This window comes from Myxococcus sp. CA039A, from assembly GCF_013336645.1.
Classification (GTDB): domain Bacteria; phylum Myxococcota; class Myxococcia; order Myxococcales; family Myxococcaceae; genus Myxococcus; species Myxococcus llanfairpwllgwyngyllgogerychwyrndrobwllllantysiliogogogochensis.
Genome location: NZ_JABUMQ010000141.1, coordinates 1 through 26,607, shown reverse-complemented (window position 1 = coordinate 26,607; position 26,607 = coordinate 1). Strand labels below are relative to the sequence as shown.

Genomic DNA, 26,607 nt, shown 5'->3' with positions numbered 1-26,607 from the left:
CCCTCCGGGCCCGTCCCCCGCCCCGTGCCGCCCGACGCCAGCGAGGCGCGCCGCCTGGGCGCCGAGGCCGACAAGCTCCTGGAGGACGGGCGCTACGAGGACGCGCTCTTCCTCTACCGCAAGGCGTGGGCCGACGGCTTCCGCCACCCCGACGCGCTCTACTACGCCGGTGTCATCGCCGCGCGCGCCGGCAGCCAGGACGAAGCCATCATCTGGCTGGAGCGCGCCGCCGACCAGGGCTTCGCCGCCACCACGTCGCTGACCACCGAGCCGTCGCTCGAGTCCGTGCGCCAGCACACCTCCTGGGCCCGCATCGCGGAGAAGGTCGCCGCCAACGCGCGCAAGGACGCGCCCGCCGCCGCCACCCAGAACTGAACCTCTCTTCAACTTCCGTGGCCTGATGCCTCCGGGTCACGAAAGCCTCACGTCACTGCAAGTCATTGCGACAAGGGCAGGCAGGCGGACGAGCGAAAGTCCTCTCGCTCGTGACTCCGCGCGACGTGGAGCACGGGCCGGCAGGCACCCGGGGTCGGTGGCACCTTCAAGGCGAAGCGCGCTTTCCTGACAAGACGCGGAGACATGCCCTGTCCCCGGATGAACCGTCGTCCCAACCCGAGAGAGGCGTGATGAGTGTGAAGTTGCTGCTGGCCGGCCGGCGTGGAGGGGATGTGCCCTTCACGCCGTCATCCGAGAACGCGCGCTCCTGGTTGCGGCAGGTGGAGCAATGGTTTCAGGGGAACGCGAAAGAATGGCTGGAGAGCAGTCATCTGAGCACCGGCCCCCACGGCGCGCCGATGCTGCGACTGCGATTGCATCCAGCGGCGGGCGAAGTCTCCATCCTCGCGGCCAGCGGCGCGCGCGTCGTCATCTCCGCGGAGACGACGGCGGTGGGCCCGGGCTACCACGTCTTCCTCTGTGACTTGCTCAAGGCGATGGGTCAATCGCTGGACCTGCACTGGGCGGAAGCCGACGAGGCGATGGGCGTGGGAGACCCCACGGGCTACTTCCACACGGACGACGCGGGCCCGGTGGAAGTCCACATGCTCGCGTGGCTCCAGGAGTCCGTGGGACAGGTGTTGCGGCTGCGCAGCCGGGGGGAGTCGGGCTTCGCGATGTCGATGCGCTTCGGCCACACCTTCGAGTATCCCGGCGCGCTCCTGACGCCGCTCGGCCCTCGGGACGAGCGGTGGATGCGGCGCGTGTACGAGGACCCTCGGCTGGGCATGGATGTGTTTCCCTGGTGGAAGCAGGGCGTGGGCGCGCACGCGCGGCTGGGCCGGGCCCTGTGCCGGCTGTGGACGGAAGTCGTGTGGCGCCCGCCGCTGCTGGATGAAGAGCGCCGGCTCTTGCGCGAGGTGGCGCGCGCGCTGGAGCTGGCGTGGCGCGAGGACCCGGAGCTGGCGTACCCGTGGCGCGAGTGGCGCGAGGTGCTCGGCTACCTGGGCGTGGGTGGAACGCTCGCGGAGCTCGTCCACCGGCACGCGGCGTTCCACGCGGCGAGGGGGCCGTCCATCGGCTACCGGCGGGGCGCGGTGCAGGTGGCGCTGCCGGCGGGCTGGGAGATTCGAATCCCGGGCTCGCTGGCGGAGGCGCACCTGGAGGACGGCACCTGGGTGGCCAGGGACCATCGGCGCAGCGTGCGCTTCGTTCCCCTGGAGGACGCGACGGAGGACAGTCTGGCTCCCACCACGGCGGAGCGCCGGGCCATGGAGCTGGAGTACCGGGGCGAGCGGGTGAGCGGCCGCGCCTCGCTGCACATGGAGCCGGGCGAGTGCCGGCTGACGGCGGTGTGCAGCTCGGGGAAGCACCGGGCGCTGTGCGTGGTGAGCTTCGACGACCCGGAGGAGGAGGACTGGGCGTTGGGGACGTGGCGCTCACTGGACCACGCAGTCGCTGCTTGACGGTTGCCGGTACGCGGGGGCCATCCCACATTCAGCGGGCCATATCCTTGAGAGGAATCGAGAGCCCGCATGAGCAGGGAGGTCTGGCCGGGGAAACCCTGGCCGCGTGGTGCCACCTTCGACGGCACGGGAGTGAACTTCGCCGTCTTCTCCCAGGTGGCCACGCGCATCGAGGTCTGTCTCTTCGACCCCGCGAATCCAACGAAGGAAATCGAACGTTTCCCGCTGCCGGAGGCGACGGACTTCGTCCACCACGGCTACGTGCCGGGCCTGGAGCCCGGGACGCTGTACGGCCTGCGCGTCCATGGCCCCTACGAGCCGTCGAAGGGGCACCGCTGCAATCCGCACAAGCTCTTGGTGGACCCGTACGCCAAGGCCCTGCACGGCGACGTGGACTGGAAGCAGCCGGTGTTCGGCTACCCGCTCGGCAACCCCCAGCAGGACCTGGCGCGCGACGAGCGCGACAGCGCGGCGGGGGTACCCAAGGGCGTGGTGGTGAGCGACTATTTCGACTGGGGCAATGACCGCCGGCCGGAAATCCCCTGGCGCAAGACGGTCATCTACGAGGCCCACGTACGCGGCCTCACCATGCGACACCCCGAAGTGCCCGAGCACCTGCGCGGCACCTACGCGGGGCTCGCCTCGCCGCCCATCATCGAGCACCTCCAGAAGCTGGGCGTCACGTCGGTGGAGCTGTTGCCCGTGCACGCGTTCGCGGACGACTCGTTCCTCAACGACAAGAAGCTGTCCAACTTCTGGGGCTACAACACGCTCGGCTTCTTCGCGCCCGAGCAGTACTACGCCAGCCGCAAGACGCCGGGCGCCGCGGTGGCCGAGTTCAAGGCGATGGTGCGTGCGCTGCACGCGGCGGGGCTCGAGGTCATCCTCGACGTCGTCTACAACCACACCTGTGAAGGCAACCACCTGGGGCCCACGCTGTCGCTGAAGGGCATCGACAACGCGAGCTACTACTGGCTGATGCCGGACGCGCGCTACTACCTGGACTTCACCGGGTGCGGCAGCAGCGTCAACGCGTCGAACCCGAACGCGGCGCGGCTCATCATCGACAGCCTGCGCTACTGGGTGAACGAGATGCATGTGGACGGGTTCCGCTTCGACCTGGCCACGGTGCTCGGGCGCACGGGCGAAGGCGGGTTCGACCCGAGGGCGGCGCTGTTCCAGATTCTTCAGCAGGACCCGGTGCTCAGCCGGGTGAAGCTCATCGCGGAGCCGTGGGACGTGGGGCTCGGCGGCTACCAGGTGGGCGGCTTCCCCGCGCCGTGGCGCGAGTGGAATGGCAAGTACCGGGACGCGCTGCGCCGCTACTGGAAGGGGGACGAGAACCTCGCGGGCGAGGTGGGCTACCGGCTGACGGGGAACTCGGACCTGTACGCGGAGGCGCGGCGCAAGCCGCAGGCGAGCATCAACTTCGTGACGGCGCACGACGGCTTCACGCTTCACGATTTGGTGACGTACAGCCACAAGCACAACGAGGCGAACGGCGAGCACAACCGCGACGGAGCGGACGACAACCAGTCGTGGAACTGCGGCGTGGAGGGCGAGACGGAGGACGCAGGCGTCGTCGCCTTGCGCGAGCGGCAGAAGCGCAACCTCCTGGCCTCGCTGTTCCTGTCCACGGGTGTCCCGATGATTGTCGCGGGCGACGAGATGGGGCGCACGCAGCGGGGCAACAACAACGCGTACTGCCAGGACAACGAGCTGTCGTGGGTGGACTGGAAGCTGGATGCCCGGAGGGAGAAGCTCCTGGAGTTCACCCGGAAGCTCATCCACTTCCGACACCGGCAGCCGGTGTTGCAGCGGCGGCGCTACTTCAAGGGCGCGCACCTGTGGGACTCCGAGCACAAGGACCTGGCGTGGTTCCGTCCGGATGGGACGGAGATGGGCGCGGAGGACTGGAAGAAGCCCTTCGTGCGCTCGCTGGCGTTCCTCCTGGGAGGCGACGCCATCCCCACGCCGGACGAGCGCGGCCAGCGCATCATCGGCGACGCGGTGCTGGTGTTGCTCAACGCGCACCATGAGCCGGTGTCCTTCACCGTGCCCGCGGTGGTGACGGGCCAGCGGTGGGAGCTGGCGCTGTACACGGCGGACGACACCCGGGGCGCGGAGAAAGTCACGCCTCGGGGGAAGTTCGAGCTGGTGGGCCGCGCGATGGCGGTGTTCCGGCAGGTGGAGGACTGAGCCACCCGGACGTCCGAGGGCCTCGTCATCCGGGCGAGGCCCTGTTGCATCCGTGATAGCGTGACGGCGTGTTGCGGCAGGGAGCACGCACGACATGGCGATGATTCAGTTCACCCGGAACTACACGGACCGCTCGAACGACTACGGGTTCCAGTTCGAGTTCTTCTGCGACAAGTGCGGCAACGGGCACATGTCGCCGTTCATCGCGAGCAAGGTAGGCGTGGCCACGGGCCTCTTGCGCGCCGCGGGCTCGTTCTTCGGCGGGACGATTGGACGCGCGGCGCACGCGGGCACGCACCTGAAGGACGCGCTGCGCGGCCAGGGCTGGGATGAGGCCTACGCGGAGGCCGTGGACGCGGGGAAGCAGCACTTCAAGAACTGCACCCGGTGCGGCAAGTGGGTGTGTCCGCGCTCGTGCTGGAACGAGGGGCGCGGACTGTGCGAGGCGTGCGCTCCCGATTTGGCGGAAGAGGCGGCCTCCATCCAGGCGCACGTGGCGGTGGAGCAGGCGCGAGAGAAGGCGCGCACGGTGGACCACGTCGCGACGCTGGACATGAAGGAGACGCGGCTGGCGACGTGTCCGCACTGCGCCGCCAAGGTGGACGGCGGGAAGTTCTGCATGGAGTGCGGCAAGCCCCTCGCGGCCCGGAAGGTGAGCTGCGGGACGTGTGGCCTGGAGGTGCCGGAGAGCGCGAAGTTCTGCCCGGACTGTGGTGCTCCCCGGAACAAGTGACGCCACGGCGGAGGCTCCAGCGTTCATCCCAGGACGCTCACCGCACGGAGTGTCCGCGTGTGTTCCACGCCACCTGGGCCCTCCTCGTGCATAGGCTGCGGCGCCATGTCGCGGGATGCTCAGGAAGAGGATGTGAAGCAGGTGTATGGGGAGATTGCCTCGGCCTATGAGGCGCTCTTCCCCGTGCTTCACCGATATGAGGACCGCGTGGAGCGCTTCCTCGCGGAAGCGGTGACTCCGGGGTGTCGAGTGCTGGACGTGGGGTGCGGGCCGGGGCTCCATACGCGGGGCCTGGACGCCTCCATCGACGTGGTGGGAGTCGACCTGTCCCCGGAGATGCTGGAGCTGGCGCGACAGGCCCGGCCCGAGGGCGCGTGGCACGTGCACAGCTATCACCGCCCCTTCCCCGAGGAGTGGGGACGCTTCCAGGTGGTGCTGGCCATCGGTTGCCTCGACTTCTGTGACGACCTGCCGCGCGTGCTGAGCCATCTCGCCGCGACGTTGGCGCCCGGTGGTCGGATGTTGTTCACGGTGCTGGAGCAACGGCCCGGCTTCGAGGGACATGAAACCGCCACGCACGAGGTCCAGACGGCGGGCCCGGCGGTGACGCTGCATCTGTATTCCTTCGAAGACACGGCTCGCGCCGTCGTGGAGGCGGGGCTGCAACCGCGCGACTACGTGCATGCCCCGGGTTGGGTGCAGCTCACCGAGGAGCGGACGATGTGGTTCGGTTGGTGGGACGTGGAGCGGGGGTAGCGTCGTCGCGATGGAAGTGGCGCACCCCGAGTAGGTGGCCAAGGCGGACTCGCGACGCTACAGACTCCACCGTGACTGGCATCGAGCCAAGGGAGCGCCACGGATGATGACGGAAGAAGACCTCCTCGCCGCCGAGGAGTCGCTGCGGCAGGCAATGCTCCGGGGTGACGTCGCCGCGCTCGACGCGCTCATCTCCGACGACCTCGTCTTCGTCAACCACACCGGACAGGTGTTCGACAAGGAAGCGGACCTGGCGGCGCATCGCTCGCGCGCGCTGCGCCTGACGCGGCTGGACGTGTCGGCGCCCATCATCCGCTACCTCTCGGCGGGCGCGGTGGTCATCGTCAGCGCCTCCGTGAAGGGAACCCACGACGGCACCGAGTTCGAAGCGCGGCTTCGCTACAGCCGCGTCTGGCAGTGGGTGGATGAGCGCCCCCAGGTCGTCACGGGCCAGTGCACGGTCATCCTCGGTGGCGAGCCCTCATGAATCGCCCCCTCTTCCGCACGAGTTCAGCAGCCCACGTCATGACCTCACAACGGCTTCGCGCCCTCGTCCTCGCGCCCGTGCTGATGCTCGCTCCGGCCTGTACCTCGACACCCGGGCGCCCCGCCTCCACGGTGGCAACACCCGACACGGGCCCGAGTGAGTACACGCTCACGGAGGACATCTCCGTGCGCCGCATCGCTCCGGGTGTCTGGGTCCACACGACGCTGTCGGGCCCGGATTTCGGCCGCTACCCCGCGAACGGATTGGTCATCGAGGACGGCGCGGAGTCGCTGCTGGTCGACACGGGCTGGAGTCCGGCACAGACGGAGCACCTGCTCACCTGGGCGAAGGAGACGCTGCACAGGCCCGTGCGCGCGGCGGTGTCCACACACTTCCACGTCGACCGGACCGCGGGCATCCCGGTGCTCGTGGCGCGGAACATTCCGGTGTACGGGCTGGAGGACACGGTGAAGCTCGCGACGGAGCATGGACGGCCCGTGCCCACGGAGAGTTTCTCGGGAGCGCGCACGCTGGGGCCGGTGGAGCTGTTCTTCCCCGGTGCGGGGCATGCGCGCGACAACCTCCTCGTGTGGCATCGGGACAGCGGCGTGCTGTTCGGTGGCTGCTTCGTGAAGGATGGAGCGGCGAAGGACCTGGGCAACGTGGAGGACGCGGACCTCGCGGCCTGGCCCGCGAGCCTGGAGCGCACGCGTGAGCGCTTCCCAGAGACCCGCGTCATCATCCCGGGCCACGGCGCGCCGGGCGGACCGGAGCTGCTGGAGCACACGCGAAGCCTGATTCCCTGAGCAGCGCGAGGAGACTGGTGGACGGTGGAGCGCATGCTCGGCCGCCCACCCCCTTCGGAGGGTGCGAGCGTTGAGCGGAGCACACGGGGTGGGTCGGAGCATGCTCGCCTGTCTGCCCGGGTCCGTTGAGTCGAGAACAGGCATCTTGCGCGAGAGGGCTCCGCCGAATGGGCGAGGCCTTCCATCGTTCCTACCGTGCCTTCGAGTGGCGAAGAGGTGAAGCACGGGCCGGCGGGCGGGATGGAAGGCGGGGGCGTCATGAAGCGTGTGGCTGCGGTGGTGCTCGCGGTGGCGGTGAGCGGGTGCGCGTCGGTGAAGGTGGAGCAGCGGGACGGTTGCTGGGTGAAGCAGGTCCGCACCTTTCCCTCCAGCTTCAAGGAAGAGGTGGGTCCCTGCGCGCGGCCGAAGCCGGAGTGGTCGGCGGACCGTGTGACACGATTGGTGCAGGAGTGCGTGATGCACGCGGACTACCGCTGGCAGAGCAGCGCGATGGTGGCCTGGAATCGCGGTGAGCCGCTGCCGACGCGCGCGCCAGACGAGAAGGTGCTCGAGGCGTGCATGGTCACCACGGAGAAGATGCTCTCGGCGGAGAAGGGGGAGTTGGAGCAGCGCCTGAGTGATGTCTCGAAGGAGCGCGACAGCCTGCGCGCCAACCAGGAGCAGGAGCGCGAGTCGTATCGGACGAAGCTGGATGCGCAGCGTGACGAGGCCCAGGCGGCGCTGGTGAAGGAGCGCGAGCGACTCCAGGGCAGCATGGATGCGCAGCGCGAGCACGCGCAGGCCAGCCTGGACCGGGCGCGGGACCAGATGCACGAGAGCAACGGACGGCTGGCGAACGCGCTCGGAGAAGCGGCGAAGCGGCCGACTCCCTCCGCGGTGGCGACGGCCACGTCCACCTCCACGAGCGAGGGCAAGGCGGACACGCGCAGCGACTCCAACTCGCGAGGTGACTCCCGCGCGCGAGGAGACTCCGCGACGCCGAGCAATCCCCGCGTGGCGAAGCCCATCGTGGCGACACCGACAAGCACCATGTGCTCGCTGCCCTCCAAGAGCGCCGCGAAGCAGGCCACGGCGAGCGGGACGGACACGAAGAGCGAGACTCCGAGCTGCCAGCCGATGCAGCCCACCGAGTCCACGGAGCCCGAGCCCTCCCTCGCGCCCCAGGCTCAATCCCAGACGGCCTCCCGGCCGCTGCCGCTGAAGTCGGCGCAGCCAGGCGCGGTGGAGTAGCCCATCCTCCCAGGCGCGGTGACGAACGTCTCGCGCGTGCGCAACGAATCAACCCTTTCGCCCGGACGCGGTGACCCACGTCCCGCGCTTCGGCGAATCACCCGTTGTCAGCCTCCGTGCCACGGTGGCGTCCCTCGCCCCCGACGCATCTCTAGAGGTGTCACGGGTCTGTCCCTGGGCTCCCGAAGGCTGGACCGGGGCGCTCTGCGCTCACGTGCCGGTCAGGGTGTTCCCGGGTCCATCGTCCGCGGTGTCTCCCTCACATTGGTTGCGTCAGGCCGGCCGCCTCGAAAGCCATTTGAGTGGCCCCTCACGGGGACTCTCAGAACTAGCTCAATGGGAGAGCACAAGACTCTTAATCTTGAGGTTGAAGGTTCGACTCCTTCGTTCTGAACCGAATTGAAAACTCGGCTCCGCCAGGAAGCTCCACCCCGAGCCGGTAGGAGCGCTGGCCCACCCCGTCCACCCTCCCCCACCGCGAAGCCTCGCCGTCCGCCAGGGCGACAGTCCCCTTCCGAGCCGTCAACGGAAGTCCTGTCGTCGTCCGCGCCCGGCCCGGCCCGCGAGCGCGGGATGTGGTGACGAGGCCGGGCACGCAGTCAGCGCTCTCCACCCGCGAAGGGCGGGGCTTCCACTTTTCAGCAGTCCCCCGGGACGCGCGCTTCCTCGCGCCACCTCGCCTCCCGGGTTTCATCAAGTCCCCCACGGGGAAAGGAGGTGCGCGATGAGCTTCTTCCAGCGTGTCGATGTCGTGCAGCACGAGCGGGCGTTCGTCCTCGTCGACGAGGTGCCCACGCGCTACCTGGTGCCGGGCCGCTACCGGCTCACCTACCCCTTCCGCAACGTGCGCATCGTCCGCGTCGCCACCGGCATGCCCCTGACGAACCTGGACACGGAGCTGCTCGCGCTCGTGCCCCCGTCGGACCTCCAGGTCCTCGAGCTGGGTCCCACCGAGCGCGCCATGCTCTACCACCGCGGCCGCCCCACCCTGTGGCTCGGCCGTGGCCAGCACCAGGTGTGGACGTTGGAGCGCCTCCCCGGCCGCGACTCCGTCCCGGCTTCTTCCGCCGTGAGCATCGAGCGCCTGGACACGTCCGGCGTGGCCACCGCGCCACTGCAGGACGACGTGCGCGCCAAGGTCCCCGCCAGCGACTACGTGGAGGCCACGGCCACCGAGGGCAGCGTCGTGCTGCGCTACGTGGACGGCACCCTGGACGCGGTGCTGCCCGCCGGCCGGCACGCCGCGTGGACCGTCGCCCGCAAGGTCCAGCTCGCCGTCATCGACCTGCGCGAGCGCCTGCTCCACGTCACCGGCCAGGAAGTCATGACCAAGGACCGCGTCACGCTGCGGCTCAACCTCTCCACCGCCTTCCGCGTGGCGGATGCCCGCCGGCTCGCCGTCGTCGCCCGCGCGCCGGATGACATCCTCTACCTCGCCATGCAGCTGGCGGCCCGCGAGTCCGTCGCCACGCGCACGCTGGACGAGCTGCTCGCCTCGCGTGAGGCCGTGGCCGAGGACCTCTTCGCGCAGGTGAAGGAGCGCGCGGAGTCGGTGGGTCTGGAGCTGCTGCGCTTCGGCATCAAGGACGTCGTGCTCCCGGGTGAAATGAAGGAACTGCTCAACCGCGTCATCCAGGCCCAGAAGGAGGCCGAGGCGAACGTCATCACCCGCCGCGAGGAGACGGCCGCCACGCGCTCCATGGCCCAGACGGCGAAGGTGCTCGCGGAGAACCCGCTGCTCGTGCGCCTCAAGGAGCTGGAGGCCTACAAGGACCTCGCGGCCAAGGTCGGCCAGGTCCACCTGGTGCTCGGCGAGGGCGCGGTGCCCTCGCTCCAGCTCAAGGGCTGAATCCCCGTCACACGTGACACACCGCTGAGCGAAGGGCCTCTGGGGCCGGTTCCCCGGGGGCCCTTCGTGCGTTCACGGCACCGCGCGTCATTCACCGTCCGTGGCGCCCGGCAACCTGGGCTGACTCGAAAATCAATCTCGGCTACCCTCAGGGCTTTCGTTCCCGTGAGGAGTCCGAGATGTCGTCGTCCGCGAACCACTACGTCCCCAACCTGCGCGATATCGAGTTCAATCTCTTCGAGTTCCTCGACATCGGCCGTACCTCCCTGGGACATGCGCCCTTTGGCGACCTGGACGAGACGGCCGCCCGGCAGATGTTGCAGGCGTTCGCCGTGCTCTGCGCGAACGAGCTGGCGCCCTCCTTCGACGAGGCCGAGCACACACCGCCCAAGCTGGAGAACGGCGAGGTGACGCTGCCTCCCGGGCTGAAGAAGTCCATGGGGGCGTTTTTCGACGCGGGGATGCACCTCTTGGAGCAGCCGCCGCACCTGGGTGGCATGGGCGCGCCGCCGTCGCTGGGCTGGGCCGCGTTCGAGCTGATGGTGGGCGCCAACGCCTCGCTGGCCTTCTACACGCTGGGCAACCTGCTCGCGCGCATCATCGACCGGCTGGGGACGGACTCGCAGAAGAAGCGCTTCCTGCCGCACATGCTGGAGAAGCGCTGGGGCGGCACCATGGTGCTCACCGAGCCGGACGCCGGCAGCGACGTGGGCGCCGCGCGCACCAAGGCGCGTCCCGTGGGCGGCGACGTGTGGGAAATCGAGGGCGTGAAGCGCTTCATCACCAACGGCGACTCGGACATGTCCGAGAACATCATCCACATGGTGCTGGCGCGGCCGGAAGGCGCGCCTCCGGGCACCAAGGGCCTGTCGCTCTTCGTCGTGCCCAAGTTCTGGGTGAACGAGGACGGCAGCCAGGGTGAGCGCAACGGCGTGGTGTGCACCAAGTTGGAGAAGAAGATGGGGCTGAAGGGCTCCGTCACGTGCGAGCTGACGTTCGGCGACGGCCAGCCCTCGCGCGGCCTCCTGCTGGGCGAGGTCCACGACGGCATCCGGCAGATGTTCTACATCATCGAGCAGGCGCGCATGGCGGTGGGCGTGAAGTCCATGGCCACGCTGTCCGCGGGCTACCAGCGCGCGCTGGCGTTCTCGAAGGACCGGCTCCAGGGCGCGGACCTGCTCCAGGCGCGCAACAAGCTGGCGCCGCGCGTGCCCATCTTCCAGCACCCGGACGTGCGCCGCATGCTGATGGCGCAGAAGGCGCACGCCGAGGGCATGCGCGCGCTGTGTCTCTACACCGCGTCCGTGCAGGACGGCGTGGAGATGAAGGGCGGCCACCGCGCCACCGAGGCCGGAGAGCTGGACACGCTCAACGACATGCTGCTGCCGCTGGTGAAGGGCTACTGCTCGGAGAAGGCGTTCGAGCTGCTCGCGGTGGCGCTGCAGGTCCACGGTGGCTCCGGCTACCTGCAGGACTACCCGGTGGAGCAGTACCTGCGGGACCAGAAGATCGACACGCTCTACGAGGGCACCACGCACATCCAGGCGCTCGACTTGCTCATGCGCAAGGTGGCGAAGGACGGCGGAGCGACGCTGCAGGGCCTCTTGTCGCAGGTGCGCGAGACGGCCGAGGGCGACCTGGGCGGCGGCGAGCTGCAGACGGAGCGCGCCACGCTGGGCAAGGCGCTCGGTGATTTGGAGACGATGCTCGGCACGCTGATGGGCAAGCTGGGCGAGTCCGTCTACCACGTGGGCCTGCAGGGCAACCGCGTGCTGGCGAGCGTGGCGGAGCTCGTCATCGGCTGGCTGCTGGTGCGTCACGCGGGCGTGGCGCTGGAGCGGATGAAGAGCAACCCCGGTGACAGGGCCTTCTACGTGGGCAAGCTCGCCAGCGCGCGCTGGTACTGCGCGGAAGTGCTCCCGGGCCTCGCGCACGCCGCCCGCATGGTGGAGGCCGGCACGCTGGACCTGATGGACGTCCCCGAGGAGTCGTACTGAGTCAGGCGCACTGAAGCCTGCTGTCCCCCGGCCGCACCTGTGGCCGGGGGAGGACACCTCCGGCGCCATCCGTCCGTTCCTCCTGGGGAAGTCGTGGTGGCCCGGGGTTCGCATTGAGGGTGGGAGTCATGCTCTCCGCCCTCACCGTCGCCGCCGCCGTCGCCCTGGGTTCTCCCGCTCCCGAGACGGGAGGACCGCTGGAGCTGGCGCGCTTCGCCGGCCACGTCGTCGCCTGCACGGAGGACGGCCTGGAGGTGCTTGATTCTTCCGGCAAGCCCGTGCGCGGCGTCTCCACGGAGGACGGGCTGCCGAGCCCCTTCTGTCTCGCGCTGGAAGTCGCGGGCGACCGGCTCTTCGCGGCCACCGACGCGGGCATCGTCTCGCTGGATGCGTCCTTCCGGGTGGAGCCCGTGCTCGACGTGCGCTGGCACGCACTGCCCGACGCCGAGGACGCGAGCGAGGCCGAGTACGTCGAGCGACTGGACGCACTCACACGGACCCTGCCCCCGGATGCGACCTACACGGTGCTGACCTCGCGCCATGCGGGGACGGAGGATGGGCGCGTGATGGAGCTCGGCACCCACCGGGTGTGGACCGTCGCCGGACCGGTGCTGCACATCGAGGAGGAGCGGCGGGGCGTGCGCGTCGCGACGGAGGGCGGGGTGTTCCTCATCGACACCGAGGGGCGGCTCGCGACGCGGTAGCCCTCGCGCCTCGCACCGAAAGCGAGACATCATCGGCCCGTGGCGAAGGTCGGGTCCGTATGCCCATGGAGGGCACGCCGGGTCAGGGCCCTTTTCAGGCCACGGATGGGCGGACGCGCGATGCATGGACGACAAGCGGCACTGGTGATGATGCTGGCGGGGCTCTGGGCCTGCGGCGGCGAGGACGCGGTGAAGAAGGAGGACTTCGGCGGCGAGGTCGTCCAGGCGCTCTGTGCTCGGGCCGAGCGCTGCGGCGAGTACGCCCGCGCGAGCGCGTGTGAAGAGGACATGCGCCGCTGGGGACGCGACGCCTACCTGGGGCTGGGGACGCGCTACGACGAGTCGCTGCGCAACGGCCAGCTCCGCTTCGACGAAGGCGCGGCCCGGCGCTGTCTGGACTCCATCCGGGGAGGAAGCTGTGACACGCCCGCGCTGTCCGATGACTCGTGGCGGTTCGGCATCGAGTACGACGCGACCTGCCGGGTGCTCGTGGCTTCGGCTTCATCCGAGAGCTGTCAGAGCAATCTCGAATGTGGCGAACAGGGCTACTGCGGCCACGTGTCGGAGAACGCCTGCGCGGGTGTGTGCCAGGCACGAGGCACGGAGGGTTCCGTGATTCCCCAGCGAACCCCGTGCGAACCAGGGCTCGTGCTCGTAGGCCTGCCCTGGACCTGTCTGCGCCCCTTGGAGGAAGGCGCCTCGTGTGTCGTCCAAGAGGCGGGAGGCACCTCTACCCTGCCATGCGCGGAGGGCCTCTGGTGCGACTGGAATGGCTACAAGACGTGCAAGCGGGTGGGCTCGGAGGGAGACATCTGCGAGAACCAGGGCTACTACCCGTGCGGCCCCTCCCTGGTGTGCAGCGACAACAAATGCGTCCGCCACGCGAAGGAAGGCTCGGCATGCACCGCGCCGACCCGTGACGGGACCACCGGGCTCCACGTCGACGTGTGCCAGCGAGAGCTCTTCTGCGACGCGAACCCCGACGACCTGGGGCTGTGCCGGCCACGCCGCGAGGAGCGTCAGGAGTGCCGCCTGGACAGCGAGTGCGCGGAGGGACTGTTGTGCAAGGACGCGCGCCTCGAGGTGGGCCGCTTGGGCGTCTGCGTGAAGGCCGTGGCACCAGGAGAGGCTTGTGACTACGAGAACCTGATCTGCCCCCAAGGCCACGCCTGCGCCGTGACTGAGTCGGGCCTGCTCTGCCTGCCCATCGCTCGTGAGGGAGAGCCCTGCGGACGGCTGTCCTCCACATGTGACACCGGAAGCCGCTGCCTGGGCCAGCGCTGTATTTCCATCGAGGCCGCGCTCTGCCAGTGAGCGGGTGACAGGCTCGCGGCTCAGGCGCCCTTCGGGGCCTGGGCCCGGGCGGACAGCTCGCGCTCCACGTACAGCCGCAGGATGTGCATGAAGTCCTGGGCGTTGGTCACCACGCCGAAGGCCTGGTGCGTGCCCCGGTCCTTCAGCTTGCTGACCACGAACTCGGACGAGTCCACGCAGATGGTGGCCAGCTCCCGCAGCGAGCCGTCCTTTTCCGTGACGAACGCGGGCAACATGTTGCCGGTGGCGATGGCATGCAGCGCGGTGGCGACCATCACCGCCATGGTGGCCTTCACCGCGTGACGGCGCATGGCGTCCTGCCCCGCCACGTTGTCCGTCACCACGTCCGGCAGCGGACCGTCGTCACGAATGGAGCCCGTCAGGACGAAGGGCACCTGGTGCGTGACACACGCGTGCATGATGCCGTTGGTAATCACGCCCGCCTCCACCGCCTTCGCGATGGAGCCCGCCGCGCGCACCTTGTTGATGGCGCGCATGTGCAGGCCGTGGCCTCCAGACGTGGCCTCGCCGGTGCCGCTCATGCCCAGGGTGGTGCCGAAGATGGACGCCTCGATGTCATGCACCGCCACGGCGTTGCCCGCCAGCAGCGCGCCCACGAAGCCGTTGTCGATGAACCACGTCATGTCCGCGCGCGCCCGCGAATGCACCAGCGCCGGCCCCGTCACCCACACCGGATAGCCGCCGCGCTCGCGCTCCTCCACCAACAGCCGCGCCATCTGCGCGTAGTCGATGGGCTTCTCGCGAGACACCTCGCTCGTCATGAACTTGAACTCACCCTCGCCGCCGCCGCCCAGGTACGCCGTATTCACGTAGACGCCCTCGGAGCCGTCCTCCGCGTGCCCCACCACCACGCGCTCTCCGGCGCGGACGCGGCGGCCCTCGCGAATCCACAGCACGCCCTGCTCGTCCAGCACGAGCGCGCCGTCCATGCGCGGCTCGCGCGGCATGCGCCACTCACCGCCGAGGCGCACGTAGGTGGGCAGGTTCGTGGTGGTGAAGAAGCCCTCCGGCAACACACCGTCCGCGGGCGCTGGCTGGAAGCGCGCGTCCGGACACCGGGAGAACCGCTCGACCGCGAAGTCAGGGTGGGGGATGGAGGTGCTCACGCCGGCACCATGCGCGGACCCACCCACCCGGTTCAAGAACCTTGGCGCGGCCTGGGGCCGTCCGTCCGGTAGGAGGCAGCGCGAAAACTCCTACTCCCCGAGAGAAGGACTCCGACTCCTGGTGACTCGGCCCTCGTGCAAGTGCGCGAGACTTGTTGATCTCACCGAAAGCCCGGGGGAAATACGCGCCGCCAAGCAACTCGGGGTCTCAACCTCCGAGAATAGGTGCAAGTCGTACCTGAAACTCCTCGCCCAGCCGCGAGCCCACGTCCACGGAGCCCTCGTTCCATGAGCTACCGCATCCAGTCCGGCGACACCCTGTCCGCGCTCGCCAAGCGCTACGGCACCAGCGTCGACGCCCTGCAGAAGGCGAATCCTCAAATCAAGAACGTGGACCTCATCTACGCGGGTGACACGCTCAAGCTCCCTGGCGCCACGGACGGCTTCGACGGGCCCTCGGGCCGCACGGGTCCGAACCTCACGGGCGGTGTGGACGGCCCCTCCGGCCCGACGAACTCGGGTGACGGCGTGAAGGGCCCGAAGGGCAGCCCGTTCGACATCGCGCGCTCGCACCTGAACAAGAACGCGGGCTCGTTGAAGATGGAAGGCAGCGGCGTGGGCGCGGACATGGAGGACTGGGTCCCCAACAACGTCAACTGCGCCAACTTCGTCTCCGCGTGTCTGGAGCAGGCGGGCCAGATTTCCAACAGCCAGCACGACAACAGCGTGATGGGCCTGCAGCGCAAGCTGGACGCGGACCCGAACTTCAAGCGCGTGTCCATCCAGGACGCGAAGCCCGGCGACGTGGTGTCCATGAAGGTGGGCGGCGGCGAGCACGTGGTGATGTTCGCGGGCTGGAAGGACGGCAAGCCCCAGTTCATCGGCTCCAACAACGTGAACTCGGACGGCTCGCAGCGCATCAGCTTCAGCAGCATGAGCTACCCCATCATGTCGGTTCACCAGTACCAGGGCTGAGCCGGCGCGACACAGGCCACGAGCAGTGCCCCCGGGGCTTCGCCTCCGCCAATCGAGCGGAAGCGGGGCCCCGTTTCACTTCCGGCTCACGGCTTCGGCGCGAGCGCGAGCGCGGCCTGGATGAGCGGGCTCTTCGCCGCGGACTTCCGCCAGGCGGCGTGAATGCTCCCCGAGGGCACACCGGGCAGGGGCCGCGAGACCACACCGGCCTCGCGAGGGCCACCCGGTAGCAGGGATGCGAGCAGCGAGTAGCCCAGCCCCGCCGCGACGAAGCCGAGGATGGTCTCCGACGAGTCCGCCGCGTGCAGCCGCTTCGGTCTCACGCCCGCTCGCGCCAGCTCCCCAAGTTGGAGCTCTCGCAGGTGTCGGTCCGTGCTGTACGCGATGAAGGCGTCATCCCGGAGCGACTCCAGCCGCACGCGGCGACTCTTCGCCTGGGGATGATGCGAGGGCAGCACCAGGAAGGGGTACGTCCGGCCCACCTCGCGCGCCTCCGCCTCGTCGGGAACTTCGGGCAGGTGGTCCACCACCAGGTCCGTGTCGCCGGAGCGCAGGATGTCCACGGCGGGGACCTTGGACTCGAAGAGGACGACCTCGATGTCCGGGCGCTTCGTCTGGAGTCGCCGCAGCCAGGCGGGCAGCAGGTGGCGCAGGACGTGTCCGGAGGCATGGATGCGCAGCGTGCCGCCCACCTCGCCCTTGCGAAGCGACTGCACCACCGAGTCCAGTCCCTCCAGGAACGGCGCGACGTGCGAGTACAGCGCGCGGCCCTCGGGGGTGAGGACGACGCGGTCCTTGCCCACGCGCTCGAAGAGGGCGACGCCGACCTCGGCCTCCAGGCGTTTGACCTGCTGGTGGATGCCGGGCTGGGTGATGGGATACGGGAAGGAGCTCACCGCTCGCGCGTAGCCTTCTGCACGGGCCACGCGGTAGAAGCCCTCGAGGCGCTGGAGCTGAATCATGCACTCCAGGTTATCAATCTCGCATTGATTAGTTCCATGCGCTTTACGAGCGGAAGCGGCATGTTTTCTCCACGTCAGCGAGAGTACGGCTCGTTTTTGAGGAGACCATCATGTCCCGCTCCACCCCGAAGGTCGTCGTCGCGCACAGCTCCGCCTGGGTCATCCAGACCTGGCTGTCCTTTGCCCTCTCCGTGGGTGTCACGGCCGTCGGCATCTGGAACCTGCCGCTGGACCCCTGGGTGAAGGCCTTCCTGGGCATGGGCTTGCTGTTCAGCGTGGGCTCCACCTTCAGCCTGTCGAAGACGGTGCGAGACCAGCACGAGATGGAGCAGCTCGGCACGCGGCTGGATGAGGCCCGGGTGGCGAAGATGCTCTCCGAGCACGACCCGATGTCGCCGCCGAAACTGTAGCGCCTCGCGAGACGACGAAGACTTCAGGGCGCGCCGCGTCCCGAGCGCACGCTGGCGAGTGCATCCTCCAGCAACGGCAGCGCATTCTCCGTCCAGCCCTTCAGCCGCGCGCGAGGAGACAGCGCACGGTGGTCAGGATGAATCAGTCCCGCGACCGTTGCCTCCTCGATGAACTGCGCCTGCTGCTCCGGATTGAGTTCCTCCCAGCGCAAGCTCTTCTCCACCCCCTTGCGCCAGTCATAGCCATCTCCCGAGAGCTGCGCGGCAATCGCCGAGCTGAGGTACGCGGTGCCTCCATGCTGGTGCTGCCACACATGCACCAGCTCATGCACCAACAGCCCCAGGTCGGTGGGGCCACTCCTCGGCGGGACGAAGACGGTGTCGCCATGGACGAACGCGCGCCCCGACACACCCAGGATTCCGATGGGCCCCTCCTTCACCCGCACCGCCGCGTAGTCCAGGCTCGCGCCGAAGATGGGGCGCAGCAGCTCCACCTCGAACCCCGACAGCCGGCGCCCCACGGGCTCCATCCACAGCAACACCTGCACCGCGCTCACCACACGCCCGGCCAGCATCAGGAACAGGTCCACCGGAAGCTGCGCCACGCGCCACAACCCACGGCGCAACTGGAAGCGCCCTTCACGCGGACGCGCTCGGGCATACAGGACCAGTCCACCGAAAACGCCCGTGAGCACCACGCGCAGCCCCCGCGCGACACCCCTCAAGGCGCTCACCACCCCCGTGAGCAGACCACGGCCCGCGTCCACCAGCCGCGAGGCCAGCGAGAAGCCCACGCTCATGGGATGAACCTCAGCGTCCCGCGGCGACTCGAAGCGGCGCGCTCAGCCCCAGCGCCGACTCCACCATCGAACGCATCGCCCCCGGACGCCACGGACGCGCGAGCGCGAAGTGCGTCAGGCAGGAGCCGCCGAACGCCTCCGCGAGCTCCGGGCAGAAGCGCGAGGACACCAGGATGCGCGGGCCCGCGAAGTCCATCTCCACCAGCCGCGCGAGGAAGTCGTGCGCGGCACTGCGCTCCGCCGAGTCCAGCACCACCACCACCGCCGCCGGCACCACGCCCATCTCCAGCCGCCGAATCGCCGACGCGATGCCCGTCGCGTGGATCAACCCCACCACCGGCGCCAGCTCCCGCCCCATGGCCAGCCGCAGCAACGGGGACTCGGACACCACCATCACCGAGGGCGCACCCGAGGCCCGCATGGCGCGGCGCGTCTCGTAGACCTCGACAGGACCCACCTCCCTCAAGCGAGGCGCGGGGACGGACTGGAGCAAACGCGGCTGGACGGTGGTGGCGGGGGGCACGCATTGAACAATAGCCAGGAATAGCGGAAATATCAAACTACACTTCAATTATCCGAGTAGTCCGCTCTCTGGGACTCAATGACATACCCACGGCCCCACGGCACAGACCTGGGGGCCATGGATTTATGTTCAGTGAGTCATGACCAACCCAGACATCACTTCCTGCGCTGCGGCATGGGCGCGCGCGGAGGCGGGTTCTCCCAGGGCTCCAGCTCCTCGACGAGCGTCCTCAGCACGGGCAGCTCCGTGGAGCCTCCGTGCTCGAGCGCATGGGAGAGCAATTCGGTGAGGGAGGGACCGACGACGGGGATGTCCGTCGCCGTCTGGCGGGAGCGAAGCGGCGGCGTCACCCGCTCGAGTTCCAGCATCACCTCATCCTCGGGCTGCTTTCCGGGAGGCACCGTCAGGGGCTCCAGCGCGTCCGAGCGCAGGCGCACGTAGCAGTGCGGACGACGACCGCTGCAGTAGCGCAGCGCGATCACCGTCCCATCCGGCAGGTCGACGAGGCACCGCACCGGCACGACGAAGTCTCCGTTTCCGTCAACCGGGATGTGGACCTCGGTGTGCTCGGCCGTGGAGCGCAGGCGCCAGGGCATCGTGTCCGGGAAGAGCGTGGCGCGGGCGAGGTGGTCATAGAGCGCGTTCAACTCGGCGACGCCGTGGAAGGTGGAGGCCTCGGTGGCGCGAGTCACGGAGTGCTCGGCGACGATGCGCTCGATGACCTGGGACATGGAGGCGTGGGACCTCCGCAGCAGCACCCCCGCGCGAGGCACCAGCGCGCCCTCCGAGTCCACCGCCACCGCGAGCACACCCGCCTCCAGGGACCACGTCTCGCTCCAGTCCGACGTGACGGCCGAGAGCTGGAGCGGAACGCAGGACAGCCCGGCGGGCGCCTCATGCAGCGCGAGGCCGGGCCCCCAATGCCAATCATTCTCATCCCCGTTCTCGACCGACTTCATCATGTCCGCGTGGGACTGCTCGAGAATGGGGTTGCGTCGGTTGAAGCGCCCGGCGTTCCCCACATACGGGAACAGTCGCGTCACCCAGCCCGACGCGCGGTCCCAGCCATACGCCCGACGAGGCTTGTACAGCTCCGACCAGAGCTCGCGGTCCGGATGGCCTTCCGAGGTGCGCACGAACTCATCGACAATGGGGATGAGCGACGAGGTCCACCAGCCCAGGTCGAACTCGGCGAGGACGTCGATGCGGCGGCGGATGGCCCGCCAGTCCTCCGGAGTTCCAAGCAGGGTGATGCGAGGGATTCCACACATGACGGTGATGGCGAAGTCGAAGTACGGGGACATCGCGTCCATCAACACCACGTCCCCCGCCATGCGCTCCACATCGGTGCTGGTGGAGAAGTCACACGACAGGAGCCGGGGGAGTCCCGGCCCCAGCTCCTCGCGGAGCAGCTCACGGAAGGACGTGAGGGTGGCGCCGAACTCCTCCTCGGTCCGGGGCGCGGCGGAGACTCCCACCGTCAGCGTCCGTCGGCCCGAGTGTCGGACGAGCCGGCCTCGCAGCTTCTCGGAGTGCAGGCGGATGTGGTGGGCGAACCCCTGGGCCAGGGTGAGCCACACCACGTCCGGGGACAACACCAGGGGGCGATGCTCGGCGAAGGCGATGTGGACGGCGGCGAGCAGCGGGTGCACCCCCTCGGGGTCCACCACCCGGGTGTCCGCGGCCGGCGCCAGCCACAGCGCCTCACCCACCAGGCTCCCCAGGGGTACGGTCTCCAGGGGCGTCACAGCCTCTTCGACGGAATCCACTGCGAAGGTCGTCATCGGTACGTCCCCTCGTCACGGTGTGTGGAATGAAGCCGCCAGCCGACGCCGGCTTTCACGCCCACCTGACAGGACGCTCGGCACGCCACGGGTTGAGATACAGCAGCGTATCCCCGCCGCAAGCAGCGCGGGGCCCGTGCCGTGAACTCAACCCCGCAGGGAACGGACGAGCTCGGGGAGCAGCTCCTCGGCCCGCCCCGTCACCGCCTGGATTCCCTGGGGCGGGGCCACGCCCGAGGGGTCGATGCTGAACATCGGAGTGAGGCGCTTCAGCGCGAGGGCGCGGATGCTCTCCGTCACGCCCACCGAGAACGACGTCCCGATGAAGACGACCAGCCGACTCTGTCGCGCCAGGTCGTACACCCGCTCGATTTCGTACCCGAGGTGCTCCGAGTAGTACTCGTCGAACCACAGGATGTGAGGTCGCACGCGACTGCGGCAGCTCGGGCAGCGCGGCACCGTCTCGGCGCTCGGGCTCGCGTGGAACGCACTGAAGTCGAGCGTCTCCAACGGAATGGTGCCGGTGGGCGGCCCCAGCTCGCAGCCACGGGCGGAACACCTCGCCAGCTGAAGGCTCCCATGCACCTTCACCAACGCCTGACTCCCGGCCTGCTCATGCAGTGAGTCGACATTCTGCGTGACGACGGTGAAGCCGCCCCCCTGCCCCGTCTGCCAGCGCTCCCAGTCCACCAGGGCCGCGTGCGCCGCGTTCGGCTTCGCCTTCCGGGCCAGTTCGAGGCGCTGGAGGTACATCTTCCAGGACTCGTGCGGGAACAGCTTGAAGTAGGCGCGGGTCCCCTTCTGCGTCACCTCGTTCGCCCACACCGCGCCCGGGTCCGTGCCTCGGAACGTGGGGATGCCACTGGCCAGGCTGATGCCAGCCCCCGTCACGACGAGCACGGACTCGGCGGCCACGCCGCGAGCCGTGGTGAGGAGTTCATCGAAGCCCAAGGTCGTCATGAAAACACCTCCACACGGGCGGACGGACGCATCCATGTGAGCATGACACGACGACGCCGACTCCAGGTTACATGAGTCACTGTGCTGCCGGAACCAGCGTCAGCTCCGCGATTTCGGGAGAGGGTCCCAGCCGCAGGGGCGGCCCCCAGTAGCCTGTGCCCCGGTGCGTGTACACGCGCACGCCGGAGACGGTGGCGAGCCCCCGCACCACGGGCTGCTGGAGCTTGATGAAGAACATGAACGGGAACACCTGTCCGCCATGCGTGTGTCCGGACAACTGCAGGTCCACGCGCACACCGGCCTGAGCCACTCGCAGCGCAGAGCGCGGCTGATGCGCCAGCAACACCACCGGCACGCCTTCGGGAGCCCCGGCGAGCGCCGCGCCTGGACGACTCTCGTGCGAGGGAATGATGTGCCCCGCGTCGTGGTCCGTCACGCCCGCCACGACGAGCCGTGCCCCATCGCGCTCCACCACGCGGTGCGTGTTGCGCAGCACCGTGAGCCCCAACCGAGCCACCTCCGCCTCCCACGCGGGGCCTCCGTGGTAGTACTCGTGATTGCCCGTCACGTAGAACACGCCGAGCGACGCGCGCAGCTCCTCCAGCGGGCGCACCTCCTCGCGCAGCTCCTCCACCCCACCGTCGACCAGGTCTCCCGTCACGGCGATGATGTCTGGGTTCAGCGCGTTCACCTGCTCCACCACGCGCCGCAGCCACCGTCCATCCAGCGTGGGCCCCACGTGGACGTCGGAGATCTGCACCACTCGCAGGCCGCCCAGCCCCGGCTGGAGCCCCTTCACCGGCACCGTCAGTCGCTCCACCGTCGCCTTGCCGCGCGCCGTGACGAACGCGAACACCACCGCCGGCACCGTCACCGCGCCCACGACGCCAGCCTTCCACCGGGCCAGCGCCGGCGCATCCGTCACCACGCCCGTCCACCCCAGCACCACGCCCACGACGTCCGCCGTCACCACCGCGCTGAGCAGGATGCCGAAGCTCCCCAGCCACAGGTACGACGTCCACTGCAACACGCGCCGGGCTGTCGATGGCTCGCCCCGGCCGCCCAGCACGCCGGCCGGTATCGACACGAACAGCAGCACCATCAGCACCACGCCCAGGACGCCCCAGGGTGACGGCCACGCCGGGCTCACGAACAACCGCACCGCGAGGTACGCGTGCAGCCCGCCCATCAGCGTGAGGATGCCGCCCAGGGACATCAGCCAGCGCAACACCCGCCTGGGCGTCGCACGCGACTCCCGCCGTGACTCTCGCTCCACGCTCTCCGACAGCTCCGCCACGGCCAGGACCTCCGAACAGGGTGAATCGCACCCGGTGGGGAGGCGGAGCATAATGGCCGCCTCCGTCGCCTGCCCGGCAACCCGCGCGACCGCCCGTTAGTGAGGGGACCCGGAGATCCTCATGCGCCCGCACCGCCTCGACAGTCCCTGGCAGAGCTGGATGGTGGCGGCCGCGCTCGTGCTCGGCGGACTCGGATGCTTCGCTGGCGGTGTGGCCTGGGTCTCCCGCTCGCTCTTCCAGGGCATCGAGCAGGAGCTGCGCCGCAATGACGTCCACCGCCTGGCGCTGCGCACCGCGGAGTCCAGCCCGCTCGCCACCGGGCGACTGGGCACCCCGCTGACGAGCAGCTTCCTCACCCTGCGAGCCCACGGCTCCACGCCCGACGAGGGGCTCGTGGACTTCGACCTCACCGTCCAGGGCCCGCTCGGCCGGGGCGTCCTCGAGGCCCAGGTGGCCTACGCGACGGACCGCTGGACGCTGCGCAAGCTGGTGCTGCGCCCCGAGCGTGGAGATTCCGTGGAGCTCCCCGCCGGAGGCAGCACGCCCGCCCTGCCTGCGGACTGAGCACACGGGGTGTCCCCACGACCTACCTTGAGTCGCATGAAGACCCCGCGCCTCCTTGCCTTCGGCCTGCTCGCCTGTGGCTCCGCCCTGGCCGCGCCAGCAGCGCCCTCCTCCCTCAACCTCAAGACCCAGGACCGCTCCGTCACGGTCGGCGTCACCGACGACAACCTCTCCGGCCCGGACATCCAGCTCTCCTTCGACGACGATGCCGACGCCGTGCGCGGCCAGGCGTTCGGCCGCCCCGTCAACCTCACCCTGGAGAACGACACCATCCGCGGCACCTACGGCCAGGGTCCCGTGAACGTCAAGGTGACGGACACGAATGACACCCTCGATGCCGTGGGGACCTTCGGCGGCAAGCTCACCAACTTCCAGGTGAGTCCCCAGCAAATCACCGGCACGGTGGGCGCGTGCAGCTACGAGCTGCTCATCACCCGCCCCCACCGCTACGAGGGCGCGCGCACCTGCGGCACCAAGCTGGACAGGAGCGTCTCGCTGACCATTCCTCCATCGCTCGCGGACGAGGATGAAGAGCTCGTCACCGCGCTCTCCATCCTGCTGGCGCAGTAGCAGCGCGAGCCCTCCGTCTTTCACGCATCGACAAACCCGTGAGGCCGGGACGCGTTCCCGTGTGCTCGCGGGTTGAGCCATGCAACGGGGCGGCTATGGTGCGCCGTCCCTTTACGACGACGGAGCGATTCCATGGCGCAGATGCACGAGGTCGACTTCCACATCTACGGCGACGACCTGCAGTTCGTGGAGGTGGAGCTGGACCCGCAGGAAGCGGCGGTGGCCGAGGCCGGCACCCTCATGTACATGGAGGACGGCATCGAGATGGAGACCATCTTCGGTGACGGCTCGGAGAAGAAGAGCGGCTTTCTGGGCTCGCTGCTCGGCGCGGGCAAGCGGCTGCTGACGGGCGAGTCCCTCTTCACCACCGTCTTCCTCAACCGGGGTGGCGGCAAGCGCAAGGTGGCCTTCGCGGCGCCCTATCCCGGCAAAATCATTCCGGTGAACCTGCGCGAACTGGGCGGAGAGCTGATTGCACAGAAGGACAGCTTCCTCGCGGCGGCGAAGGGCGTGTCGCTGGGCATCGCCTTCCAGAAGAAGCTGGGCACCGGCCTGTTCGGCGGCGAGGGCTTCATCATGCAGCGGCTCCAGGGCGACGGCCTCGCCTTCATCCACGCGGGAGGCACGCTGCGCGAGCGCACGCTGGGCCCCGGCGAATTGCTGCGCGTGGACACCGGCTGCATCGTCGCGTTCCAACCCACCGTGGACTACGACATCCAGATGGTGAGCGGCATCAAGACGGCCTTCTTCGGCGGCGAGGGACTCTTCTTCGCCACGCTGCGAGGGCCCGGCAAGGTGTGGCTCCAGTCCCTGCCCTTCAGCCGGCTCGCGGGCCGCATCCTCTCCGCCGCGCGTCCGGGTGGCGCGCGCGACGAGGGCAGCGTGCTCGGTGGTGTCGGCCTGGGCTCACTGCTCGGGAGCGACGACTAGGCTTTCGCGTCGCCCGCGGAGTCAACCGGTGGCGAGGCACGGCGCGCCTCGCCACTGTGGTTGGGAAGCAGGCTCCGTCACGGGCCCCGACGCCTGCGCATCAAGGTGGCCACACCCACCAGCAGGACCCACGCACCCGCCGCGCCCACGGGAGACGCGCCGCAGCCGCCGCAGCCCACGTTCAACGCGGTGGGTCCACGCACCTCGAAGCCCGTGTTCGGGGACCGGGGGCCCGGCGTTCCCGACTCGCCGTTGACCGAGTACGCCGACACGGCATGCGCCCCCATGGAGAGCGCGCTGTCCGCGGGCACGACGTGACGGAACGTGCCCGTCGAGTCCGCGACGACGGTGACCACGAGGACCCCATCCACCTCGAGTGACACGGAAGCACCGGCCTGCGCGACACCGGCGAACAGGGGCGTCGAGTCCACCAACTCACCCTCGGCGGGCACCACCAGCACGGGCGTCTCACGAGTGACCACGGCGCCACCATCTCCCGAACCCGCGTCCGGGCCCGGCGTCCCCGAGTCCACGGTTCCCGAATCCACGGTTCCCGAATCTCCAGCGTCCGGCACCGTCGTGCCCGCGTCCTCGTCCTCCAGGACGACCTCGAAGACGGTGTTGGGAGAAGTGGGCCCGGTGTCGTCATTGTTGTGCCCATGCGCGTTGACGCGGTGCGGGCCCGGAGTCAGCGGCGCGTCGTCGGGAATCTGGTAGCGGAAGCGGCCCAAGGAGTCCGTGGGGACAATGACCTCGTCGCGGTTGTCCACGTACAGACCTACCGTCAGAGCGTCGGGCGCCACGCCCGCGATGTAGGGCGTGGGGCCCGTCACCTCGCCATCCTCGGGCACGACGATGATGGGCTGGGAAATCACGGGGGCGGCGACGACGGTGAAGCTCGAGGCCCCGGGTCTGCTGTACGCGCCCAGGCCCTCGGAGATGGCGGAGACCGTGTGAGCGCCACCAGACAGGGCGGGCAGCGGCTCGTCCACCTCGGTGAAGAAGCTTCCATCGGTGCTCGACGTCACCTGGGCCAACTCGACACCATCCACGGAGATGATGATGCGCAAGCCCGGGTCCGCCACGCCCTCGATGCGCGGCCGCGCGGACACATCCACTGCATTCGGGGTCGGCAGGGTGATGGTCGGCGTGGCGGGCGTGGCATACGAATAGGTGTACAGCGTCACGGAACCGCCGCCTCCAACGCCCGCGCCATGCGTGGGGCCATGCGCGCCGGCGCTGGCGGACGTCACCCCCGCGGCGCCTCCCGAAGACCCCACGCCGCACGATAGCGGCGTGCCATTCAGCAGCACGTAGCCACCCGAGCCACCTCCTCCTGGCCCGAGCTGGAAGGACGTCGCGAGCACGTTGCCGCCGCTCCCGCCTCGCACATCGAGTTGACCGCAGTTCAACGCGCCAGAGGTCCGCACGATGATGGAGCCACCCGCGCCTCCACCTCCGGCGCCGTCCTCGCCACCCGCCGCCAACGCGCTCACGCCCGTGGCGGAGATGCGGCCCGTTCCCGAAACGTTGGCCGCGCGGAGGAACACCGCGCCTCCGCCCGCGCCTCCCGCGCTCCCCACGCCGTTGTCGCCCTCACCCGCGCCACCACCGCCGCCGAAGAGGAAGGCCTCCACAATCGAGTACTCCATCCGCGAGCCGCCCAGGCCGCCCACGTCACGCGAGCCATCCAAGAAAGAGGAACGTCCGCCCGTTCCGCCAAAGCCC

General features: G+C 69.4%; 24 protein-coding genes, 1 tRNA gene and 1 pseudogene. 18 read left to right on the top strand and 8 right to left on the bottom strand.

The genetic code is table 11. From position 1 onward, the window contains the following. From HR086_RS23450 to HR086_RS23390, 13 genes and pseudogenes are all read left to right on the top strand, one after another. Positions 1 to 375, top strand: a pseudogene (locus HR086_RS23450) (hypothetical protein); the annotation flags it as partial. A gap of 251 nt (positions 376 to 626) precedes the next feature. Next, complete coding sequence (locus tag HR086_RS23445; protein WP_174466707.1) at positions 627 to 1,901, top strand: hypothetical protein; 1,275 nt, start codon at positions 627 to 629, stop codon at positions 1,899 to 1,901. A 69-nt stretch (positions 1,902 to 1,970) separates the two neighbouring features. Then, positions 1,971 to 4,100, top strand: a complete 2,130-nt coding sequence (glgX, locus tag HR086_RS23440) for a glycogen debranching protein GlgX (protein ID WP_174466706.1) — start codon at positions 1,971 to 1,973, stop codon at positions 4,098 to 4,100. Between the two features lie 94 nt (positions 4,101 to 4,194). After that, the gene (locus HR086_RS23435) at positions 4,195 to 4,833 is read left to right on the top strand and encodes a zinc ribbon domain-containing protein (RefSeq protein ID WP_174456982.1); all 639 of its coding nucleotides are present in this window, start codon (positions 4,195 to 4,197) and stop codon (positions 4,831 to 4,833) included. Positions 4,834 to 4,938: 105 nt separating this feature from the next. Further along, positions 4,939 to 5,589 (top strand): bifunctional 2-polyprenyl-6-hydroxyphenol methylase/3-demethylubiquinol 3-O-methyltransferase UbiG, encoded by a 651-nt coding sequence (locus tag HR086_RS23430; RefSeq protein ID WP_141645020.1) that lies wholly within the window; start codon positions 4,939 to 4,941, stop codon positions 5,587 to 5,589. Positions 5,590 to 5,692: 103 nt separating this feature from the next. Continuing rightward, positions 5,693 to 6,076 (top strand): nuclear transport factor 2 family protein, encoded by a 384-nt coding sequence (locus HR086_RS23425; RefSeq protein ID WP_141645021.1) that lies wholly within the window; start codon positions 5,693 to 5,695, stop codon positions 6,074 to 6,076. Between the two features lie 38 nt (positions 6,077 to 6,114). After that, positions 6,115 to 6,882, top strand: coding sequence for a subclass B1 metallo-beta-lactamase (gene bla, locus HR086_RS23420; protein ID WP_174466705.1), 768 nt, complete (start codon positions 6,115 to 6,117; stop codon positions 6,880 to 6,882). A gap of 258 nt (positions 6,883 to 7,140) precedes the next feature. Next, entirely contained in the window at positions 7,141 to 8,112 is a 972-nt protein-coding gene (locus HR086_RS23415) for a hypothetical protein (RefSeq protein ID WP_174466704.1), read from the top strand. A 322-nt stretch (positions 8,113 to 8,434) separates the two neighbouring features. Continuing rightward, positions 8,435 to 8,506 (top strand) — tRNA-Lys (locus HR086_RS23410). 330 nt (positions 8,507 to 8,836) lie between these two features. After that, on the top strand, positions 8,837 to 9,961 hold the full coding sequence (locus HR086_RS23405) for a slipin family protein (RefSeq protein WP_174466703.1): 1,125 nt from the start codon (positions 8,837 to 8,839) through the stop codon (positions 9,959 to 9,961). A gap of 179 nt (positions 9,962 to 10,140) precedes the next feature. Further along, positions 10,141 to 11,958: an acyl-CoA dehydrogenase gene (locus HR086_RS23400; RefSeq protein ID WP_174456987.1), complete on the top strand. Its 1,818-nt coding sequence runs from the start codon at positions 10,141 to 10,143 to the stop codon at positions 11,956 to 11,958. Between the two features lie 128 nt (positions 11,959 to 12,086). Beyond that, complete coding sequence (locus tag HR086_RS23395; protein WP_174460081.1) at positions 12,087 to 12,662, top strand: hypothetical protein; 576 nt, start codon at positions 12,087 to 12,089, stop codon at positions 12,660 to 12,662. A 120-nt stretch (positions 12,663 to 12,782) separates the two neighbouring features. Continuing rightward, positions 12,783 to 13,976 carry a Dickkopf N-terminal cysteine-rich domain-containing protein gene (locus tag HR086_RS23390; protein ID WP_174460082.1) on the top strand — a complete coding sequence of 398 codons (1,194 nt, stop codon included), beginning with the start codon at positions 12,783 to 12,785 and terminating at the stop codon, positions 13,974 to 13,976. A 20-nt stretch (positions 13,977 to 13,996) separates the two neighbouring features. Here HR086_RS23390 and HR086_RS23385 read toward each other — a convergent pair whose 3' ends face one another. Continuing rightward, positions 13,997 to 15,103, bottom strand: a complete 1,107-nt coding sequence (locus HR086_RS23385; RefSeq protein ID WP_174466702.1) for a hypothetical protein — start codon at positions 15,101 to 15,103, stop codon at positions 13,997 to 13,999. Positions 15,104 to 15,391: 288 nt separating this feature from the next. Between HR086_RS23385 and HR086_RS23380 the strand changes: the two genes are divergently transcribed. Beyond that, positions 15,392 to 16,078, top strand: coding sequence for a LysM peptidoglycan-binding domain-containing protein (locus HR086_RS23380; RefSeq protein WP_174456991.1), 687 nt, complete (start codon positions 15,392 to 15,394; stop codon positions 16,076 to 16,078). Between the two features lie 86 nt (positions 16,079 to 16,164). On the opposite strand, the gene HR086_RS23375 is transcribed toward HR086_RS23380, so the two are convergent. After that, on the bottom strand, positions 16,165 to 17,040 hold the full coding sequence (locus HR086_RS23375; RefSeq protein ID WP_141647318.1) for a LysR family transcriptional regulator: 876 nt from the start codon (positions 17,038 to 17,040) through the stop codon (positions 16,165 to 16,167). Positions 17,041 to 17,150: 110 nt separating this feature from the next. Here HR086_RS23375 and HR086_RS23370 point away from each other — a divergent pair, with 110 nt between their 5' ends. After that, the gene (locus tag HR086_RS23370) at positions 17,151 to 17,450 is read left to right on the top strand and encodes a YiaA/YiaB family inner membrane protein (protein WP_174466701.1); all 300 of its coding nucleotides are present in this window, start codon (positions 17,151 to 17,153) and stop codon (positions 17,448 to 17,450) included. A 23-nt stretch (positions 17,451 to 17,473) separates the two neighbouring features. On the opposite strand, the gene HR086_RS23365 is transcribed toward HR086_RS23370, so the two are convergent. The 5 genes from HR086_RS23365 to HR086_RS23345 all read right to left on the bottom strand — a co-directional run bounded on the left by HR086_RS23365 (position 17,474) and on the right by HR086_RS23345 (position 22,814). Then, positions 17,474 to 18,250 (bottom strand): hypothetical protein, encoded by a 777-nt coding sequence (locus tag HR086_RS23365; RefSeq protein ID WP_174466700.1) that lies wholly within the window; start codon positions 18,248 to 18,250, stop codon positions 17,474 to 17,476. Between the two features lie 10 nt (positions 18,251 to 18,260). Next, positions 18,261 to 18,707, bottom strand: coding sequence for a hypothetical protein (locus HR086_RS23360; protein WP_373564349.1), 447 nt, complete (start codon positions 18,705 to 18,707; stop codon positions 18,261 to 18,263). 221 nt (positions 18,708 to 18,928) lie between these two features. Beyond that, on the bottom strand, positions 18,929 to 20,557 hold the full coding sequence (locus HR086_RS23355) for a DUF4419 domain-containing protein (RefSeq protein WP_174466699.1): 1,629 nt from the start codon (positions 20,555 to 20,557) through the stop codon (positions 18,929 to 18,931). Between the two features lie 147 nt (positions 20,558 to 20,704). After that, positions 20,705 to 21,517 (bottom strand): Sir2 family NAD-dependent protein deacetylase, encoded by an 813-nt coding sequence (locus HR086_RS23350; protein ID WP_174466698.1) that lies wholly within the window; start codon positions 21,515 to 21,517, stop codon positions 20,705 to 20,707. Positions 21,518 to 21,593: 76 nt separating this feature from the next. Continuing rightward, positions 21,594 to 22,814: a metallophosphoesterase gene (locus HR086_RS23345; RefSeq protein ID WP_174466697.1), complete on the bottom strand. Its 1,221-nt coding sequence runs from the start codon at positions 22,812 to 22,814 to the stop codon at positions 21,594 to 21,596. A gap of 121 nt (positions 22,815 to 22,935) precedes the next feature. Between HR086_RS23345 and HR086_RS23340 the strand changes: the two genes are divergently transcribed. The 3 genes from HR086_RS23340 to HR086_RS23330 all read left to right on the top strand — a co-directional run bounded on the left by HR086_RS23340 (position 22,936) and on the right by HR086_RS23330 (position 24,879). Next, the gene (locus HR086_RS23340; RefSeq protein WP_141647311.1) at positions 22,936 to 23,379 is read left to right on the top strand and encodes a cytochrome c oxidase assembly factor Coa1 family protein; all 444 of its coding nucleotides are present in this window, start codon (positions 22,936 to 22,938) and stop codon (positions 23,377 to 23,379) included. Between the two features lie 36 nt (positions 23,380 to 23,415). Beyond that, positions 23,416 to 23,949 carry a hypothetical protein gene (locus tag HR086_RS23335; protein WP_174456998.1) on the top strand — a complete coding sequence of 178 codons (534 nt, stop codon included), beginning with the start codon at positions 23,416 to 23,418 and terminating at the stop codon, positions 23,947 to 23,949. Between the two features lie 132 nt (positions 23,950 to 24,081). After that, a complete protein-coding gene (locus HR086_RS23330) occupies positions 24,082 to 24,879 on the top strand; it encodes a TIGR00266 family protein (protein ID WP_141647309.1) in 798 nt (265 codons plus the stop codon). A gap of 77 nt (positions 24,880 to 24,956) precedes the next feature. Here HR086_RS23330 and HR086_RS49440 read toward each other — a convergent pair. Beyond that, positions 24,957 to 26,607 (bottom strand): MYXO-CTERM sorting domain-containing protein (locus tag HR086_RS49440; protein WP_217441919.1); only part of this gene is annotated, 1,651 nt, incomplete at its 5' end.